This is a genomic window from Methanobrevibacter thaueri (assembly GCF_015062915.1).
GTDB classification, from domain to species: domain Archaea; phylum Methanobacteriota; class Methanobacteria; order Methanobacteriales; family Methanobacteriaceae; genus Methanocatella; species Methanocatella thaueri_B.
Map to the genome: position 1 here is coordinate 6,045 of NZ_SUTJ01000001.1, position 16,314 is coordinate 22,358.

The 16,314-nt window shown below is 37.4% G+C and carries 13 protein-coding genes; 4 read left to right on the top strand and 9 right to left on the bottom strand.

What is annotated here, in order from left to right; translation table 11 throughout:
- A partial coding sequence (locus tag E7Z78_RS00040) for a DEAD/DEAH box helicase (RefSeq protein ID WP_303723141.1) occupies nucleotides 1-289 on the bottom strand: 289 nt, incomplete at its 3' end.
- A 347-nt stretch (nucleotides 290-636) separates the two neighbouring features.
- On the opposite strand from E7Z78_RS00040, the gene E7Z78_RS00045 reads away from it, so the two are divergent.
- The 3 genes from E7Z78_RS00045 to E7Z78_RS00055 are packed head-to-tail and all read left to right on the top strand — an operon-like array spanning nucleotide 637 to nucleotide 5,007.
- Nucleotides 637-3,075: a DEAD/DEAH box helicase gene (locus E7Z78_RS00045; protein ID WP_303723142.1), complete on the top strand. Its 2,439-nt coding sequence runs from the start codon at nucleotides 637-639 to the stop codon at nucleotides 3,073-3,075.
- An 11-nt stretch (nucleotides 3,076-3,086) separates the two neighbouring features.
- Complete coding sequence (locus E7Z78_RS00050) at nucleotides 3,087-4,304, top strand: PD-(D/E)XK nuclease family protein (RefSeq protein WP_303723143.1); 1,218 nt, start codon at nucleotides 3,087-3,089, stop codon at nucleotides 4,302-4,304.
- A gap of 28 nt (nucleotides 4,305-4,332) precedes the next feature.
- A complete protein-coding gene (locus E7Z78_RS00055) occupies nucleotides 4,333-5,007 on the top strand; it encodes a DUF169 domain-containing protein (RefSeq protein WP_303723144.1) in 675 nt (224 codons plus the stop codon).
- Here the strand turns inward: E7Z78_RS00055 and E7Z78_RS00060 are convergent.
- The 3 genes from E7Z78_RS00060 to E7Z78_RS00070 form a co-directional block, all read right to left on the bottom strand.
- Nucleotides 4,999-5,652: an NTP transferase domain-containing protein gene (locus E7Z78_RS00060; RefSeq protein ID WP_303723145.1), complete on the bottom strand. Its 654-nt coding sequence runs from the start codon at nucleotides 5,650-5,652 to the stop codon at nucleotides 4,999-5,001. The two genes, E7Z78_RS00055 and E7Z78_RS00060, sit on opposite strands and share 9 nt — an antisense overlap.
- A gap of 27 nt (nucleotides 5,653-5,679) precedes the next feature.
- Nucleotides 5,680-6,864, bottom strand: coding sequence for a hypothetical protein (locus E7Z78_RS00065; RefSeq protein WP_303723146.1), 1,185 nt, complete (start codon nucleotides 6,862-6,864; stop codon nucleotides 5,680-5,682).
- 66 nt (nucleotides 6,865-6,930) lie between these two features.
- Nucleotides 6,931-8,211 carry a Mur ligase family protein gene (locus tag E7Z78_RS00070; RefSeq protein ID WP_303723147.1) on the bottom strand — a complete coding sequence of 427 codons (1,281 nt, stop codon included), beginning with the start codon at nucleotides 8,209-8,211 and terminating at the stop codon, nucleotides 6,931-6,933.
- A 105-nt stretch (nucleotides 8,212-8,316) separates the two neighbouring features.
- Between E7Z78_RS00070 and E7Z78_RS00075 the strand changes: the two genes are divergently transcribed.
- On the top strand, nucleotides 8,317-8,712 hold the full coding sequence (locus E7Z78_RS00075; RefSeq protein ID WP_303723148.1) for a nuclease: 396 nt from the start codon (nucleotides 8,317-8,319) through the stop codon (nucleotides 8,710-8,712).
- A 28-nt stretch (nucleotides 8,713-8,740) separates the two neighbouring features.
- Here the strand turns inward: E7Z78_RS00075 and E7Z78_RS00080 are convergent, their stop codons facing one another.
- The 5 genes from E7Z78_RS00080 to E7Z78_RS00100 form a co-directional block, all read right to left on the bottom strand.
- Nucleotides 8,741-11,488, bottom strand: coding sequence for an SMC family ATPase (locus E7Z78_RS00080; RefSeq protein ID WP_303723149.1), 2,748 nt, complete (start codon nucleotides 11,486-11,488; stop codon nucleotides 8,741-8,743).
- Nucleotides 11,485-12,729, bottom strand: coding sequence for a DNA repair exonuclease (locus tag E7Z78_RS00085; protein ID WP_303723150.1), 1,245 nt, complete (start codon nucleotides 12,727-12,729; stop codon nucleotides 11,485-11,487). Before E7Z78_RS00085 ends, E7Z78_RS00080 begins: the two co-directional genes overlap by 4 nt.
- A 181-nt stretch (nucleotides 12,730-12,910) precedes the next feature.
- Nucleotides 12,911-14,413: an ATP-binding protein gene (locus E7Z78_RS00090; RefSeq protein WP_303723151.1), complete on the bottom strand. Its 1,503-nt coding sequence runs from the start codon at nucleotides 14,411-14,413 to the stop codon at nucleotides 12,911-12,913.
- Complete coding sequence (locus E7Z78_RS00095; RefSeq protein ID WP_303723152.1) at nucleotides 14,407-15,477, bottom strand: DNA double-strand break repair nuclease NurA; 1,071 nt, start codon at nucleotides 15,475-15,477, stop codon at nucleotides 14,407-14,409. The genes E7Z78_RS00090 and E7Z78_RS00095 overlap by 7 nt, the downstream gene beginning before the upstream one ends.
- A 63-nt stretch (nucleotides 15,478-15,540) precedes the next feature.
- Nucleotides 15,541-16,293 (bottom strand): geranylgeranylglyceryl/heptaprenylglyceryl phosphate synthase, encoded by a 753-nt coding sequence (locus E7Z78_RS00100; protein WP_303723153.1) that lies wholly within the window; start codon nucleotides 16,291-16,293, stop codon nucleotides 15,541-15,543.
- Nucleotides 16,294-16,314: the final 21 nt, after the last annotated feature.

Below are 16,314 nucleotides of genomic sequence, written 5' to 3' on the forward strand. Positions count from 1 at the left end.
CATCCTCTATCATTGTCTCCATTATCGGAAGGTTAAAAGCCAAAGTCTTTCCGGATGCTGTTGGGGTTGTTATTATGACATGCTCGCCGTCTTTAATTGCCTCGTATGTTTCTGCCTGGTGCTGGTATAATTTAACATCCTTTGAGTCAAGATAATCAATTATTCTCTCGTTTAAATTCTCAACTTTTTTAAAACTGGCTTTTTTGGCAGGTATGGTTTCTATATGCGCTATATTTTCCCTATACCTCACGTCATTTTTAAACATATCAATATTTTTAACATCTTCCATGGTACCAGCTAAAATAAAATTAATAATAATATGTTAAACCGAATAATATTTAAAATAACCCATGTAAAAAATAGTAAGCCGGAACCGAAGATGGTTCCAACTTATGCATATTATGGAAGAAATAAGTTTCTTCCCAATCATATTTTTGTATTTTTTACTATATATATTTGGTATGCCTAAATCATTTTACAAGTTCAACATCAATTGATTAATGTTTTAATGACAATCTTATTTAAATTAAGTGAGAGAGCAAATGAAAAGTAATATTAGTATCCAAATGCTCTCTCAATCATTATTTAAATAAGTTAGTTACAAACATTAAATTATATTAAAAAATGAGGGAAAATATGATTACCTATGAAGAATTCGAAAATATCGTTGTAAATATTTTAAAAAGAGATATTTCTTCAAATGAAAATCAGAAAAAAGCAATACTGTCACCAAGTAATAAGTCCCTTTTTATCGTAGCAGGACCAGGTTCCGGAAAGACAACCGTTATGGTTCTTAAAATATTAAAGTACATTTTTGTAGATGACGTCAACCCAAGCGAGATACTTGCAACAACATTCACAAGAAAAGCCGCTGAAGAGTTGTACTCACGTATCTTAGGATGGGGAGATGAAATAAAAAATCACCTATTGGACAATGTGGATGACTTTGACAGCATATTGAAAATTGACAGAGTTGATTTCAATCAAATCAAAATTGGAACAACAGATAGCGTTGCTGAAGAATTACTCAGAGACTTTAAAAAACCAGGTGAAAACCAAGCCATTGTTATTGAAGATTTCGTTGCAAATTCCGCAATGATGAGAATACTTATTGAAGATGAAAAATATCTCAACAAGAAACTGGTGGAATACCTGAAGGAGTTGAGCGGAAACTCCAAACTTGAGGAACCATCAAAATTAAGTGAAATATTGATGAACATCAAGAACAGATTATTCTACGACCAGATTGACATTGACAAATTATATAAACAGACTCCCGAGGGAAGCGGTGAGAGAATTGCCCTTGATTGCATCATGGAATATGAGGCCACATTGGAGGACAGAAACACAATAGACTTTGCAATGCTCGAATCACTATTCCTGAATAAGCTAAAAGACGGACAGTTAAGGGAATTTCTTGATGAAATAAGAATTGTCCTAATCGACGAGTATCAGGACACAAATCTTATTCAGGAGGACATCTACTTCACAATCGCTGAGGCTGCACTGGAAAATGAGGGAAGCATCACTGTCGTAGGTGACGACGACCAGTCACTGTACCGTTTCAGGGGAGCCACAGTTGACTTGTTCACACATTACCCTGAACGTGTTAAGGAAAGGCTGGGCATTGACATTGAAGAGATTAACCTGCAGACAAATTATCGTTCAACCGAAAACATCATTGAACACTGCAACCGCTTTGCGGAGCTTGATCAGGAATATCAAAATGCAAGAGTGGCAAACAAACCTAAGATTATTGCTCCTGACTTTGAAAAGGACAAGATGCCAGTTTTAGGATTGTTCAGGAACAATCCTCAAATGCTTGCCAAAGACCTGTCAGTGCTGATTAACAAGCTGGTGAATAAAGGCGAGTGTGAGCTGAAAGTCTTAAGGGTACTGGATGAGGAATACTATAAAAAGATGAACGGTAACATTGACATTGCCCAATTCCAGAAAATCAAAACTGAAAACGTCAAGGCTGGAAAAGAGGTTGAAAGCATAAAGCTCAAACTGGATGGGGAATACGGGTCAGCATCTGACATTGCGATATTGTCATTTTCACCTAAGGAAGTTCCCCATGGAAACAATTCATTTCTCTTTATGCTTAGAAAGCACCTTAAAAGGCTTAAGAACCCTATTGAAATGTTCAATCCAAGAGGAATTGACCTTCAGGAAATCGATATGGTTGGAGTGTTCTGCGGATTGATGCTTGAATGCATAGATCCTGAGGCCATTTTCCAAAAGTCAGACAAGACAATACCTAAACTGGCCATAAGAAACATGAACCGGTGGAGGCTCAAGGCAAAGGATTATATGAAGATGAACCCTGAACCCCACAAGCCTGTTACATTAAGCGAGTTTGTAACCTATTGGCAGCTCAGAAGGCCAAGGGGACATGACGAATGGCCTAAAAGAGCCAGTTTAATGGAACTTGCATATAAATTGACAACATGGATAGAGGACTTGCAGGAGGATGTTGAGGGAATCGTATACCTTGAAGCGATTACCAAATCAATCACACAAACAGGATTTTTCAATGAATACCATTCAACAATTTCATTCTACAATAAAAAGCAGGAAGCAGAATCCGTTCTTGAAGCCATCTGGAACATTTTCATACCATTATCAACAGGTGGAGTGAAAATAGATGAGTCATTGCTTGAGACTTTGCCTGACGACAGGATTAACGTGTTGTCAATTCACCAGTCTAAGGGATTGGAATTCCCATTGGTTATTGTTGATGTGGGTTCAAAGTTCAAAACCAATGACATTAGAAACCAGCGTTTGAGATTTCCGAAAACCCTTGAGGACAAGCTAACCATTGAGGATAGCATAAGGCGTCACAGTTCCTTGGGATTAAGTGAAAGAAGTGAGAAGGACAGGTCATTTGATGACTTGACCAGATTGTATTTTGTGGCATTTTCAAGGGCCGAAAGCGTTTTGCTGCTGGTTGGACTTTATCCGGCCATTGAAGGATATACCAAAAGAAATGACCATTTCAATATACCGAATATTGCTCTTGGATGGAGCAGAGATGAGAATTATGTTGGATTTAAGGAGATTTATCTAATTTAGGAGTTGATTCTATGAAATTACCGTCAAAATCAAGACCTTATATAATTCCAGAGTACAGCCTAACTGGAGATTTGCTTTCATTTTTAACATGCAACCTGCAATACAGGTACCAGAACAAGGGGACACTGCCTCCATCAAAGCCCGTTCAGAGATGGTTCGGTGAATTCATCCACGGAGTGATGGAAGAGGCATACCTGGAATGGGATTACAAGAAAACAGCGTTTCCATGGGATTGGCTGGATGACATTCGCCCAATCGAGGAGCAAATTGACTTGAGACTTCAGACTAGAGGACTGTATCCTTATGATGAGGATCTTTTCTTCAGTATGTCCAATCATCCGGAAGTTGAATACCTGAATGAGCATGACCATAAGAAACTGGCCAGCGCAAGGGCTGAAAAGGCAATCAACATTTGGGGAAGACACCTGTTCCCACTGATTGATTCATCCGAGCACTTAATCAAAGGTGTTAGGCCAATGCCAAACTATGATGAGCATAAGAGCCGTTCCAACTATTATGGAATCAATGGTGTTGTGGATGTTTTGACTTCAATGAAGATTAATGACTTGGAGCAGAGCAATCTTGACAATTATGACAACCTGATTATTGAGTTTCTCAAAAAAGATCCTAACTTCAAAAAACAGATTATGGAGCAGGATGGGGAAGATTACGAAATCATAATCGATTATAAAGGAATGAAAAGGCCACCTACAGTTGTGAGTGATCCTAAAGTGGAGGACAAGTGGGAAACACACAAGCAACAAATCTTAACCTATTCATGGCTCAGGTCCAAGCAGGAGGATTCAAAGCCTATTGTGGCCGGAATCATATTCTACTTGAATGAGCTTGTCCCATCAAAAGAGGACTTGGTCCTGATTAAGGAAGAGCTCAAAGACGATTTGACAGATGTTGGAAACGAATTTGAAAATGACGTCAAGTTGATTGAAAACTGGGAAGAGGACGATAAGGCACCGAACCTCAGCGATGAGTTTAAAATATCCCGGTCAATAAGAATCATTAATGTTGATGAATCAGAACAGGACAATGCATTGCTGATGTTTGACAGTGTTGTGGAGAATATTGAAAGTTCACTAATCAAGGAGATGAACGGTTGCAAGATTCAGGAGGCATGGAAAGCGGATTCTGATGAGAGAACATGCAGTGCTTGCGATTTCAGGACTTTCTGTAAAAATAACAGTGTTAAAACAAAAGATATTAAAATTCCTTAATACTAAATTAATATTTAAGGGGATTAAAATGACTAATTTAGAGACAAACAAAAAATACTGTGAAAAGATTGAAAGCAAAATCGACCTTGATGCAAAACCTGTTGCAATAAAACTAATCAAAACAGAAGCTGACCTTCCGGAAGGCTATGATTTAATCGATGAAAAAATCAGACACTGTGAAATGGTTAGAAAAGCATCATTAGGTAATAAATTCTACTCCACAATAGACGAACAGTTATGTTTAGGTGGAGCAGGTGCAATCGGACTTAGAGAAATGCCTGAAAAACTTGCAAACGGTGAAAAATACTTCTCATTAGGCAGATTCCAAGACTTGGAAACCGCAAAAAAACTTACTGCAGACCTTTCAATCGTCAAGGACATCCACTGGGGAATTGTTTATGCTCCTTTAGATGAGGCAGACTTTGAAGCAGATGTTATTCAAGTCATTACCGAACCTGTTGGCGGAATGAAACTTGCTCAAAGTATCGTTTACAAGACCGGTGAAAAGGTCACTCCTTCATTTGCAGGAATTCAATCATTATGTGGTGATGCATTTGCAAACCCATACATTTCAGAAGGAATCAATTTCACATTAGGCTGTAGCGGTTCAAGAAGTTATGCTGACATCCATGACAATGAGATGATTGTAGGTATTAGCAAAGCTAAAATCGAGGAAGTCTTTTCAGGACTTGATTCAGTCTAAGAGTTTAATATAATCATCATAATGATTAATATTCAATAACTCTTTTTCATTTTTTTCTTTTATTCCATAAAAAGCATATCCATCATCAAATATTTTTCTAAGAATAGGATTTAAGTTATCATCCTCATTTTCCAGATATCTCATCAGGTTTTCCCTTGGCGCCACAAATGGCATTCCAAGACCTTCAGCAGTATCCAGCCATCCTGTTTTTCTTCTTCTTAAAATGGATATTGTATGATACGGATCATCAGAACTCTGACTAACCTCAATCATTTCATTAAATGTCTCTGTTGTCACTGTCGGCTGGTCGGCAGTTATGCATAATGCAAACTCGGAGCCGATGTTTGAAAGACCATGGTAAAGTGATGTTGATAAACCTACATCAACAGGATCGTTTTCAATGAAAATGACTTCATCTTTATAATTATCAAAAATAGCTTCTCTTATTTCACTAGCATAATGTCCAAGTACCACAATGCATTCATCAATATTTGAGGATAATGCATTGTCAATGGTTGTCTCTATGACAGTCTTATCCTTGAACGGTAAAATCAGTTTGTTTGTCACTTCTATGCCACGGGAAATCTGGTCTTTCCTCATTCGGGAATTCTTTCCGGCGGCAGTTATTACTGTTGAAATAGACATAAAAATAAAAAAAAGAGGATATATTCACTAATTTGGAATATATCTTACAACTTGAGCATAAATGCCCATTCCAGTTCCTTCACCTTCAGTCCACATTTTGATTTGAACAGGATAGTCGTAATCATTGTGAACTGTAATGTCCCTTGCAGGGTTGTAACCAAAGAGCACAGCATCCTCATCCCATGTCATACCTGTTGGCAAATCAAATCCTTCTGATGTAACAGCTGCCCTTAGTGCCCTTGCAGATGGACATACACCGTGTGCGGCACTTCCACCTGGAGCAGAAGCATCGGATGCAGATTCAAAGTATACATAGTCTTTTCCACTGCCTGTTGAATTAGGTGGGATAACAGTTCCATTCCATGCTTCAACAAATTGTCTGGCATTGATTTCCCTGATGGAATCTCCATATTCAGGGTGGGAACCTAATGAAGTACCGTATGCTTCACCAGCCTCTTCGGTGTAATTTCCAGAGTATAGTAAAATTGGAGAACCTGTTGGGTATTCTGCTGCATAGTCCACTACATCTTGACCAAATATTTTCGGAACATCATCTGATGAAATATTGTTTCTTCCATCTGAAAATCCTACCATACCTTTTTCCAGTGCGAATGTAGATCCAACTTGTGCATCATAATTATACCAGCTTGCAATTGTGGATGCGTTATAATAATCATTATGATAATCCAAATTCTTTATTTCCTCAACAGGTACAGACTTGATTTTAGTACCGTTTTCCATTACGTCAACACCGCTTTCAGTTTTTACCAACCATTTGTAAGGAGCACTGTAACCCCATACATAATTATCCGGCGCTTTTACTGCTAATTTATCGCCTTCATAGGTTAAAAAACCTGGACCTTCAATATCCACTACATTTCCATAGGAATCAATACCACTACTGGCCACAGTACTGAAATCAAACGGAACAATACCAGTAGAAGCACTTCTCAATATTCCCTGAATGTCCAATGCTAAAAGCTGATGTGACAAGAATCCTAAATTTGAAACAATAGGAACTTCAATGTTTTCACTAGTTCCCACAATGGATTGATTTTCAAACATGGATTGGCCAACAGGAATATTATAATCCTCAACTACTGATTGTGCAGTGTATGAAGTGGTGCTTGCGGAAATTACAGCAAAAAATGCGCATAAACATAATACTGCTACTAAAATTACTATAGAAATTTTTCTCCAACCACTGCTCATTAAAACACCTAACTAAATAATAATATTATACTATATTTAAAGTACTATAAAAACATTATTAATTTTTTATAATTTTTCAGAAATTAGCTTAATTCTCTCTTGAATTTCAATAATGGTTTCCTGACCATTACCGCCTATCAATATTGCATCTTCATGGGAATACTCTGCCACCAACTCGATGATCTGGTCAAGGGTGTTTACGGTTATGATGTTACCCATATAACCCAGTGAATTGAGCCTGTAAATTGCAAGGTCAAGAGTGTCATCAAGGCCCGGAAACAGCACAATGACTTCCGGATTGTAGTTGACTGCAACGTCAAGAATGTCAAGCCTATGCACTTCATTGTGACGTGGTGTTCCGATAAACAATGCATAGAAGTTCTTTTCAGCCAATATAGATGCCAAGGCATCGGAATTATCTGTTTTTCCAACATAAACATCAGCATCATTGATCTTATAAACATCCAAACGACCTTGAACTGCCTTGAAATCAGCCAAAGTTTCTCTGATTAAATCCTTTGAAATCTTAAGTTCCCTTGCTATGGCAGTTGCAAGTCCCGCATTGAGCAGATTGAATTTACCGAAAAGCTGCAATTCATCCTGATATTCAAAATATGGAATCGCCTTGCTTGCAGAATCCTTAAAGTCACTGTTAAAGTCCTGATTGAAAGCGGTGAATATTGTTTTTCCAGCGAAAAACCTGACCAATGAGTCCTTATAATTAGCTATGGTCTTGTGAACATCCATATGGTCATTTCCTATGTTTGTAAGGCCCACCATGTCAAAATCAAAGCAGTAATTTGCAAAATCAAGAGTCATGTCACAGACTTCAACCAATAGGATATCATAATCTCCTTCGTTTGCCTCAAGAATCAAATCGTAATAACCTGAAAATCCTCCACCACCATTGCCTCCGACAAGAACCTTGCGTCCTGCACTTTCAAGAATGCTTTTAAGCATATGGACAGTGGTTGTTTTTCCATTGGTTCCAGTAATTCCTATTGTGAAAAGGTCCTTGTGTTTGGATACGACATTGCTTAAAAGCTCATTTTTTTCAAGCAGACGTTCAGCAAAAGCCCCACCGAACATGCTAGGACTAATTGCAATTGCATCACATTCTTCAATGGCGTATGAATTGGAAAAACCCAAATCAACAGTTATATTATCTCCCACAATGGAAACTGTTTGAGTATCTTCAATCATATTCATTGACAAATTAGGCAATTCCAAGCCATCCAAATCAACATTAATATTCAAATCAGTAGCGTAAACATCCCAACCATGTCTTAAAAGGGAGTTTACGGCTTTTTTACCTTCTACACCTAAACCGATTACTGCAGCTCTCATAAAAAATAATTCCTTAAAAATAATTTCTATAATTAACTTACATTTTTAGAATTAATAAATATTTTTATACTAGATTAAGACAATACTAAAAACAAGGTGTTTCACATGTTTGAAGATGAAAGAGATGACAAGATTTACAATTTAATTATTACAAATGGTATTGACAAAAATAACGAATATGCCCAATTTACAGAAAAACTATACTCTAAAGTCGATTTCTTATGGAAAGAATCCATTTCAGGCTCATATGAACATGCCGGAGAAACATTCTACTCCAAAGTGGATAGGATCATTTTACTGGCAGGCCTATACAATGACAATAAGGAATTATTCGAACACCTGTTAACTGCAGCCGACAAGTATGACATACCACTAGTGCTTGTAAGACCAATGGGCGTTGAAGAGGTTCCTGAAGTATTGGAAGAAAAAGCAGCAACAATTGTAGGCTGGAATGCAAACTGCATCATTGATTCAATTAAAGATGCACCTGAAACTATGTAAAAAAAAAATAAGTTGGTAATAATGTAGTCTACATTATTACTCTTGAAATACCGTTTTCTTTTTCAACTTTTATTAGATTATCTGCAGCGTTTTCAAGTTGAGCCTCATGAGTTACAATAATCATTTGAGGCAATGATGACATTTCTTTTAACAGATTAATCAACTCATGCTTCCTGGATGAATCCAAGTGTATTGTAGGTTCATCCAATAGGATAGTGTCCAATTCACCATTTGCCATTGCTTGTGTAATACCTAACCTTAAGGCAAGTGCAATTGCTATTTTTTCACCACCACTGACCATGCTCATTGATGACTCTCCCTCAGGACCATATACAGTCACTTCATAATCATCATCAATAGTCAAGTCTGAATAGTTGAAATTGAACTCATTGAAGAATTCCTTGGTATGTTTCTGGATTAAAGGCCTTGAAATGTTTCTTAAATCCCTTTGAATTCCATTTTTACCATACAGGTTCCTGATATGAGTGAGCAGGTTAATATAATCGGATATGTCATTGTATTGTTGATTAAACTTATCCGCAACTGCAATTTTTTCCTTTAAATCTTTTAAAACAGCAATGGACTCACGAGCCCTACCCTTGATTTCGGAAAGCTCATTGTTAAATATGGAATGTCTCCTTTCATACAATTCAGAACTGTATATGATTTGGTCATATCTGTCCTTATCATACTTGGAAGCCTCAATCTTGTTTTTGGTAATGTCAATTTGATTTATTGAAACGCCAATGTCTTCCTTGATGGAATCAAGTTGAGTCAAGTAAGATGGCTTGTTTTGAACAAATCCTTTGAGCTGATTGTATTCCTCATTTTTCTGTTTTAAATCTTCAATACGGTCTTTAAGCTCTTCTGCACTAATGTCACTGCTTAAATGAGGGTCTTGATCAATAGCCAATTTGATATTAGTAACATGATTGTCGATTTCGTTTTTGACTTGTTTCAACTTGTATTGGGCTTCAGTTTCACTGCCTAAAACATCCAATGCACCTTTAGCCTGATTGTATGCATCATAATCTTCCTTGAATCTTTCACGATCAGCTTTCTTATTGGCGATGACTAGGATAATCTCACCCAATTTGTTGCTGATGTACTCCTTGCCTTCCAAGTCCTCATCAACCTTGTTAAGTTTAACCAGTTGCTTTTGCAATTGATTGAATTTCTGCTTATACTCAATGATTTTCTTGGAAAGGTCCTGAAGCTTCTCGAGTTTTTCCTCAAAGCTTTTCTTGTTTTTAGTCAGTAAACGAACATTTTCCTCATTTACACTAATCAATTTCTCATTTTCGGAAATCTGGGAATTGTAATCCTTAATCAATTCCTTCTTCTTATATGAACTGATGTCTGACTGACATACTGGACATTTGTTGTCAACATCCTCCAGTTCCTCCAATGGCTTTTCGCAGGACTTGATATTCTGTTTATAAACGACAATATCCTCATTTTTGGAAATGATTTCCTCATCCAAATCCTTGATTTTGGATGAAGTTTGAGCAATGAAATCATTGGTTGCATCTTCAAGATGATTGAAGTCATCGATTTCAGCAAGGATATCCTGGTGAAGTCCATTGTCATCCAACTTATCCTTGGATTTTGAGAAGAAACTTTCAATGTCGTTTCTTTCATCCTCAATATTCTTCAACAGGTCTTTTTTATCATTTTCAAGCTTAGCCATGGTGGCAAGTTCTTTTTCAAAGTTATTCTTTTGATTGTTCAACTTGTTAATGTCTTCATCAGAACTTAAATAGTTATTGTAACCTTCTTTTTTATCTGAAGCCAGTTCTTTCTGATTAGCTATGGAATCCAACTTATCTTCAATGTCCTTTTCATCCATTTTAAGCTTTTGGATGCTGGTCACTGATTTTTCAAAGTCAAGGTAAACGTCCAATTTGGAAACGAATTTCTCAAGCCTTTCAATTTCTTCTTCAGCTTTTCTTATTTTATCCAAATTGTCCTGAACAAGATGCTTGTCCTCTTCAAGTTTAATCAATGTTTTCTCTTCATTTTCCAAGTTGGCTACTTGATGATCATAGATTTCCTTTTCACGTTCCATGTTGCGTTTGCTTTCGGAAATTTCCTTTAAAAGACTGTTGACTTCCTCAATTTGTTCTTCTAGTTCATGTCCCCTGTCCTTTAAACTGTTTAACTCTGAAAGCTTCTTGTCATGGTCTTCATGTAATTTGTCGGAATTATAAAGTTTACCCTTAAGTTCAGCAAGCTGATTTTCATAATCGCTGATGAATGGCAAGAGATTTTTCCAAGCCTTCTCAAGTGAATCAAGACCTAATAATTTACCGATCATTAGTTTTTTCTCAGCAGGAGTCTTGTCAACCAATTCAGCAATTTCACCTTGTCTGATGTAGATTGCATTTAGGAAAAGATCAGAATCAATATCTAAAATCTGACGAATTTCAGTAGCCACTTCCTTATCTCCAGTACATATGTGCGCATAACCGCTTTCAGGAGATGTTTTCTTGTAAATGGAAGATTTTAAACTGGATTTCTTTTCACGCACAATCTTATATTGTCTATTGTTTGAAGTGAATTCAAGCTCTACAGACATTGTCTGTGCATTGTTTCTAACCAAGTCATCTATTCTTTTTCCTGTGTGTTGCTTGAATAATGCAAAGCTTATGGCTTCAAGTATTGTAGATTTTCCAGCACCATTTTCACCAACAATCACACTGATTCCCTTGTTGAATGAGATGACAGTGTGTTCATGTGATTTGAAATTGTTTAATTTTAATCTTGTGAAAATCATTCCAGAACCTCCTTAAATGTAACTTGCTTGTCCTTCTCTTCCTCTTGAGGAGGTTGTTCTTCTCCAGGTTTTTCTGTCTTGAATTCAGTATCCTCCTTAACATTGGCGTAATGCTCATCATAGAATTGGTTAATCAATTCACTTGATTCATCAATCTTGTCCTTGGACAATAGGTCATAAAGGTCAGTTGCCAATGTATCGACATCACTGTTTCCGTATCCTTCCAGTTGCTTGACGATTAACTCTTTTGGACCTACCTTCTGATTTTCCTCGATGATTACATCAGGGTCATCCATGTCGAACATGTTGAATTTAGGCCTAATCATCAATGCCAAGTCACCCAATTCCTCATTGATTATCTCATAAACACCACTGGTGTCTGATTCGACATTGTTAATGGTCAAATTTAAAATAGGTAACTTGTCAAAGTCCTTGATGGTTTCCTTTATTGCTGCTATGCCGCTTTCAAGATTGTTGTAGTCAATGGTTCTTTGAATGAATTCTCTTGGAATGTCCACTTTTACCCTTTTGACTAGTGTTTTAGGACCATCCATTTCAACTACAACAAATCCTTTGCCGTTTTCCCTGTAATCTGGTATTTCAGATGATTTCCAGATTTCACCTGAACCCGGATAGACGAGTCTTCCCTTACCGAACTTATCGTTGACATACTTGTGGATATGTCCCAATGCATAATAATTGAAGTTGTCAGGAATCTCTCCGATTTCCAGTTCATAATTGTAGCCGAAGTACTTGTCTATTCCCTGGTGTAAAAGCAGAATTGACTTTTCATGGTGGGTTGCCTTTTCTGACAATTCTGCAAGCTTGCTTCTTAATGCCTTACCATGTGATGCCGGATAGTATGGGATTCCTGCAATGAAGATGTCCCCATGCATGTAGGTCGGGTTGATGTTGCTTATTACCTTCAATCCCATTTTCTTAAATATCACTTGTGGAGGAATTGACCCCTTACGCATTACAACATCATGATTTCCTGCTATTGCATACATAGGGATTCCCGCACCTTTTAGCTTTAACAGTCCTTTTTGAAAAGTCAGTAAAGCCATAGGTGAAGGTCTGGCAGTTTCGAATAAGTCTCCACTGTGCACCACAAAATCTACATTTTCCTCAATTATCTTATCAATAACCTTTTCAAATACTTCATAAAAGTCCTTTTCTCGCTCAAACAATCCGTATTGGCGATAACCTAAATGAGTATCTGCTAAATGTGCAAATTTCATTATATTACCTTCTTTAATTTATTGTATATAACCAATTTAAACACTTAACCAAGCATTTAATGTGTAATGGTTTATTGTCTTTTATATATAATAGTTTGCCAAGAGAGCATTTGAAAACTAATCAATATTGATTTTACAATGTAATAACTACTTAAAAAAAAGTTAAGAAAAGATGATGGGATTAATAGTCATATCCCATATCTAGAAGTTCATCTTCCTGCCTACCAGTTTCAATTTCATCTTCCTTTTGTGAATTTATGAAATGTGAAACGATGTCCATATCATCACCATGCTGGCGGCCTTGGAACTTGTCAATCTTGACAAGGGTAGGAACCTTGGTCATCAATCCAAGCACAATAGCCTCACCCACGTTCAATGACGGCAATTGATTGATCAAGTCCTGTGACAGGCTTTCGCTTGCTGACTGGACATGTCTTTGGTCTTCCGGCTCAACCAGTCTTAAAATGATCATGTTGTTCATCTGGGACAATGCGTCATGGTCAACAGTCTTAGGTGACTGACTTACCAAGCATAATCCAAGACCGAACTTACGTCCTTCCCTTGCAACCCTTTGAATCCAACGTTTGGAATCACTGTCACGCTTGTTTGGAGCAAGGATATGAGCCTCTTCAAGAATATAAAACACTGAATTGTCCAGGAGTTCCTTTTTGTTTCCACTGTGAGCGGCATTTTTAGATCTCTGCAGAGAATTTCTCAGGATATGGCTCACTAGAACGCTTGCCACGGATTCATCGACCTGACTTAAATCCAGGACATTTGCATGAGATTTCTTGATGTTTGTCAGGATATTGCCTGCGTTCGGGTCGAAAAGGTTGGAATACCTGTCCATTGAATCGTCAATCTTGTTCATCACATCAACTATCTGCTTATCTGAGCCTTCCACTTGGGAATCCTTTTCAAGAATGTCATATATTATCTGAAGGAAGTTATTTGTATAGGCTTCTCCGCTGCTAATCATTTCATTTGCTTTCTTGAATGCCCTTCTGAAGTGCCTTTCCTGAATATAACCGTTGCTTGGAATGTTTACAAGCTTCTTGATTTCATAGAATGTCATGTAATGAGGATTGATTTTAGGTCTGATTACATTAACATTACCATTTGGGAATTCCGCATCCTTATACTCTCCGTGCATGTCGAATATGAATACTGGAACATGATACCCGAGCAACTGGTCAATAAGCACTGATACAGTATTGGATTTACCTGCACCGGTCATTGCAAGAATTGCAAGGTGTCTTGAAAGTATAGGATTTGCATCCACATTAACGGCAACATCACTCTGGTTTACAAGACAACCCAGTTTGATTGGATTTTTGACCTTAAATATCTCCTCAAGGATTTCACCGTCGGCCAGCTTTATTTCTGTTCCAGGAAGTACAGGGGTTCTTGGAAGTTTCAGATGGTCGTTGACATCTCCGAGAATTTTCACTTTTCCACGGATGTAGTTGTCTTCAGCACCCAATTGGGAGATTTTCTGAATTGCCTTAAAGTCATTGATGTCAATGTTTAATGCATCGTTTCCCCTTACAAGGTTTTCTATCATTCCCAAAACTTTCTTTCCATCATATTCCATTGTCACATATTCACCGACTTGAGGCATTTTCTCTGAGATGAATGTGACTTCTGTTAATGAGGTTTCCCCTACACAAATTCCAACTACCATGACATCACTTCCCTGTTTGTTGTCTCATAAATCTTAGCTATTTTCATTAGTTCCTTCATGTTCCTGCCGGTTATCACCACATCATTGTGGGCCTTATTCAAAAGGTACGGATAACCCTGAACGGATAATGCGTTAATCTTTTTAATCAATTCGAATACTTCATCGTTAGTTGCCTTGTATGGCAATTCCACTTTCAATACGTTCCTGTTGTTTTGGAAACGCACATAAAATATTGTAAACGTTATGCCCTTGAAAAAATCATTGTAATATGGAAATGCAGCCTTATCATATACTGACTTATGCTTTATCAGTGACATTCCCTGTTTTTTGGTGAACTTATCCAAGAATGCAATATCCGGAATGTTCCAATGGAACAAGTCATTGTCCGATGATGTTTTTGAAATTGAAATGATCTTTTTTCTATACTGCAGAAGTTCCTTTAAGAGAATAATCTTTTCAACGGAGGCAAGGTGAAGATTGTACTCCTCAATCTTGTTCAATTCGTCTTTAGGCAATTCAACCATCTTTAGGGAATCCCTGATTTCGGGAAAGACCAAACCGTATTTCCTGTTTGCCAGTCTTCTTTCAAATTCCTTCAATGTGGACTCGTCAAGGTTTTCCTTGATTTTGGATGGTAGTTTAGCACCTCTTGGAAATGCGTTTTGCAAATCTCCTAAAATGGAACCGTCAAACATGTAATAATCAACATTATATTCCTTGATGGCTCTCAATGCACATTTCAATTCGTAAATTGCCATGTAATTACTTAACAGTTCATCTAGAAAGGACACATGTGATATGTCGAATATGTCCGAATCGTCGATTTTTTTTATTTCACCATCGTAAATAATGGATTCCGCTCCAACTGCACAGAAATTGGTGGTGAGAAATTTCTTCTTGTTGAAACTTCCATCTCCGGCAGCAATGGAAAAATCATCCTTGCTTTCATCTATGAATCGGTTGAACCATTTGTGTTCAAGCTGGGATTCAATATCAGCATCGGATTCGATATTCTGGATAAATCCTCTTTTAGCGATGGCTTTCTCATATAATGAATTTAACATAATATCACTACAAATAATATGTTAATATATAATTAAAAAAAGTTTGGTAAGAGCAGTTGGAAACTACTCTTTGGAAGCTTTAAGTACAGCTCCAGTTAATTCTTGAATTTTAGCCTTTACATCATCCACTTCTTCAACAACAGTACCGGTTACAATAATGTCCCCACCGGCTTTTGCTGCAGTGTATGCTGCCTTTGCATCACGGATTCCTCCACCGACAACAATAATCATATTATCTGTTGCTCTTTTGGAGTATGCAACCATTTCAGGTGGAATCGGTTTATCCGCTCCGGAACCTGCCTCAAGGTAGAAGAATCTCATACCGAACATCTCTGCAGACATTGCATAGATTGCAGGTATTTTAGGCTTGTTTCTAGGCACGAGTTTAGCGTCTCCAACCCAACCTACGGTTCCGCCAGGTTCAGCAACCATATAAGCCATAGGCAAGATTTCAATTCCTGATGCCTTGACTGATGGTGCGGCCAATGCCTGTGCACCGTTAATCCAGTATGGATTTGTGGAGTTTACATAACTCATATAGAATATTCCATCAGCGTATTTACTTACACTGCTTGTATTGCCCGGGAAAATAATTATTGGAACTGCAATGTTTTCAGACAATATTTTGCATGTGTTGTCTACATCATCACCATTAACTGTGGATCCTCCAATCATGATTCCATCAGTGCCCCCTTCAATAGCCTCTGTAGCTATCTTCAATGCTTCCTCAGGACTTTGCTCATCAGGATCAATCAAGGTAAAATGAAGTTTACGTGTTTTTAATATATCTCTAATATAATTTTCTACATCTTTCATAAGAATACCTAAAAATAGTTT

What these genes read in the sequence shown, in the direction of transcription:
- E7Z78_RS00085 (WP_303723150.1), bottom strand. Translation starts at nt 12,729, where the DNA reads ATGAAATTTGCACATTTAGCAGATACTCATTTAGGTTATCGCCAATAC.
- E7Z78_RS00100 (WP_303723153.1), bottom strand. Translation starts at nt 16,293, where the DNA reads ATGAAAGATGTAGAAAATTATATTAGAGATATATTAAAAACACGTAAA.
- E7Z78_RS00095 (WP_303723152.1), bottom strand. Translation starts at nt 15,477, where the DNA reads ATGTTAAATTCATTATATGAGAAAGCCATCGCTAAAAGAGGATTTATC.
- E7Z78_RS00055 (WP_303723144.1), top strand. Translation starts at nt 4,333, where the DNA reads ATGACTAATTTAGAGACAAACAAAAAATACTGTGAAAAGATTGAAAGC.
- E7Z78_RS00075 (WP_303723148.1), top strand. Translation starts at nt 8,317, where the DNA reads ATGTTTGAAGATGAAAGAGATGACAAGATTTACAATTTAATTATTACA.
- E7Z78_RS00070 (WP_303723147.1), bottom strand. Translation starts at nt 8,211, where the DNA reads ATGAGAGCTGCAGTAATCGGTTTAGGTGTAGAAGGTAAAAAAGCCGTA.
- E7Z78_RS00060 (WP_303723145.1), bottom strand. Translation starts at nt 5,652, where the DNA reads ATGTCTATTTCAACAGTAATAACTGCCGCCGGAAAGAATTCCCGAATG.
- E7Z78_RS00090 (WP_303723151.1), bottom strand. Translation starts at nt 14,413, where the DNA reads ATGGTAGTTGGAATTTGTGTAGGGGAAACCTCATTAACAGAAGTCACA.
- E7Z78_RS00045 (WP_303723142.1), top strand. Translation starts at nt 637, where the DNA reads ATGATTACCTATGAAGAATTCGAAAATATCGTTGTAAATATTTTAAAA.
- E7Z78_RS00065 (WP_303723146.1), bottom strand. Translation starts at nt 6,864, where the DNA reads ATGAGCAGTGGTTGGAGAAAAATTTCTATAGTAATTTTAGTAGCAGTA.
- E7Z78_RS00050 (WP_303723143.1), top strand. Translation starts at nt 3,087, where the DNA reads ATGAAATTACCGTCAAAATCAAGACCTTATATAATTCCAGAGTACAGC.
- E7Z78_RS00080 (WP_303723149.1), bottom strand. Translation starts at nt 11,488, where the DNA reads ATGATTTTCACAAGATTAAAATTAAACAATTTCAAATCACATGAACAC.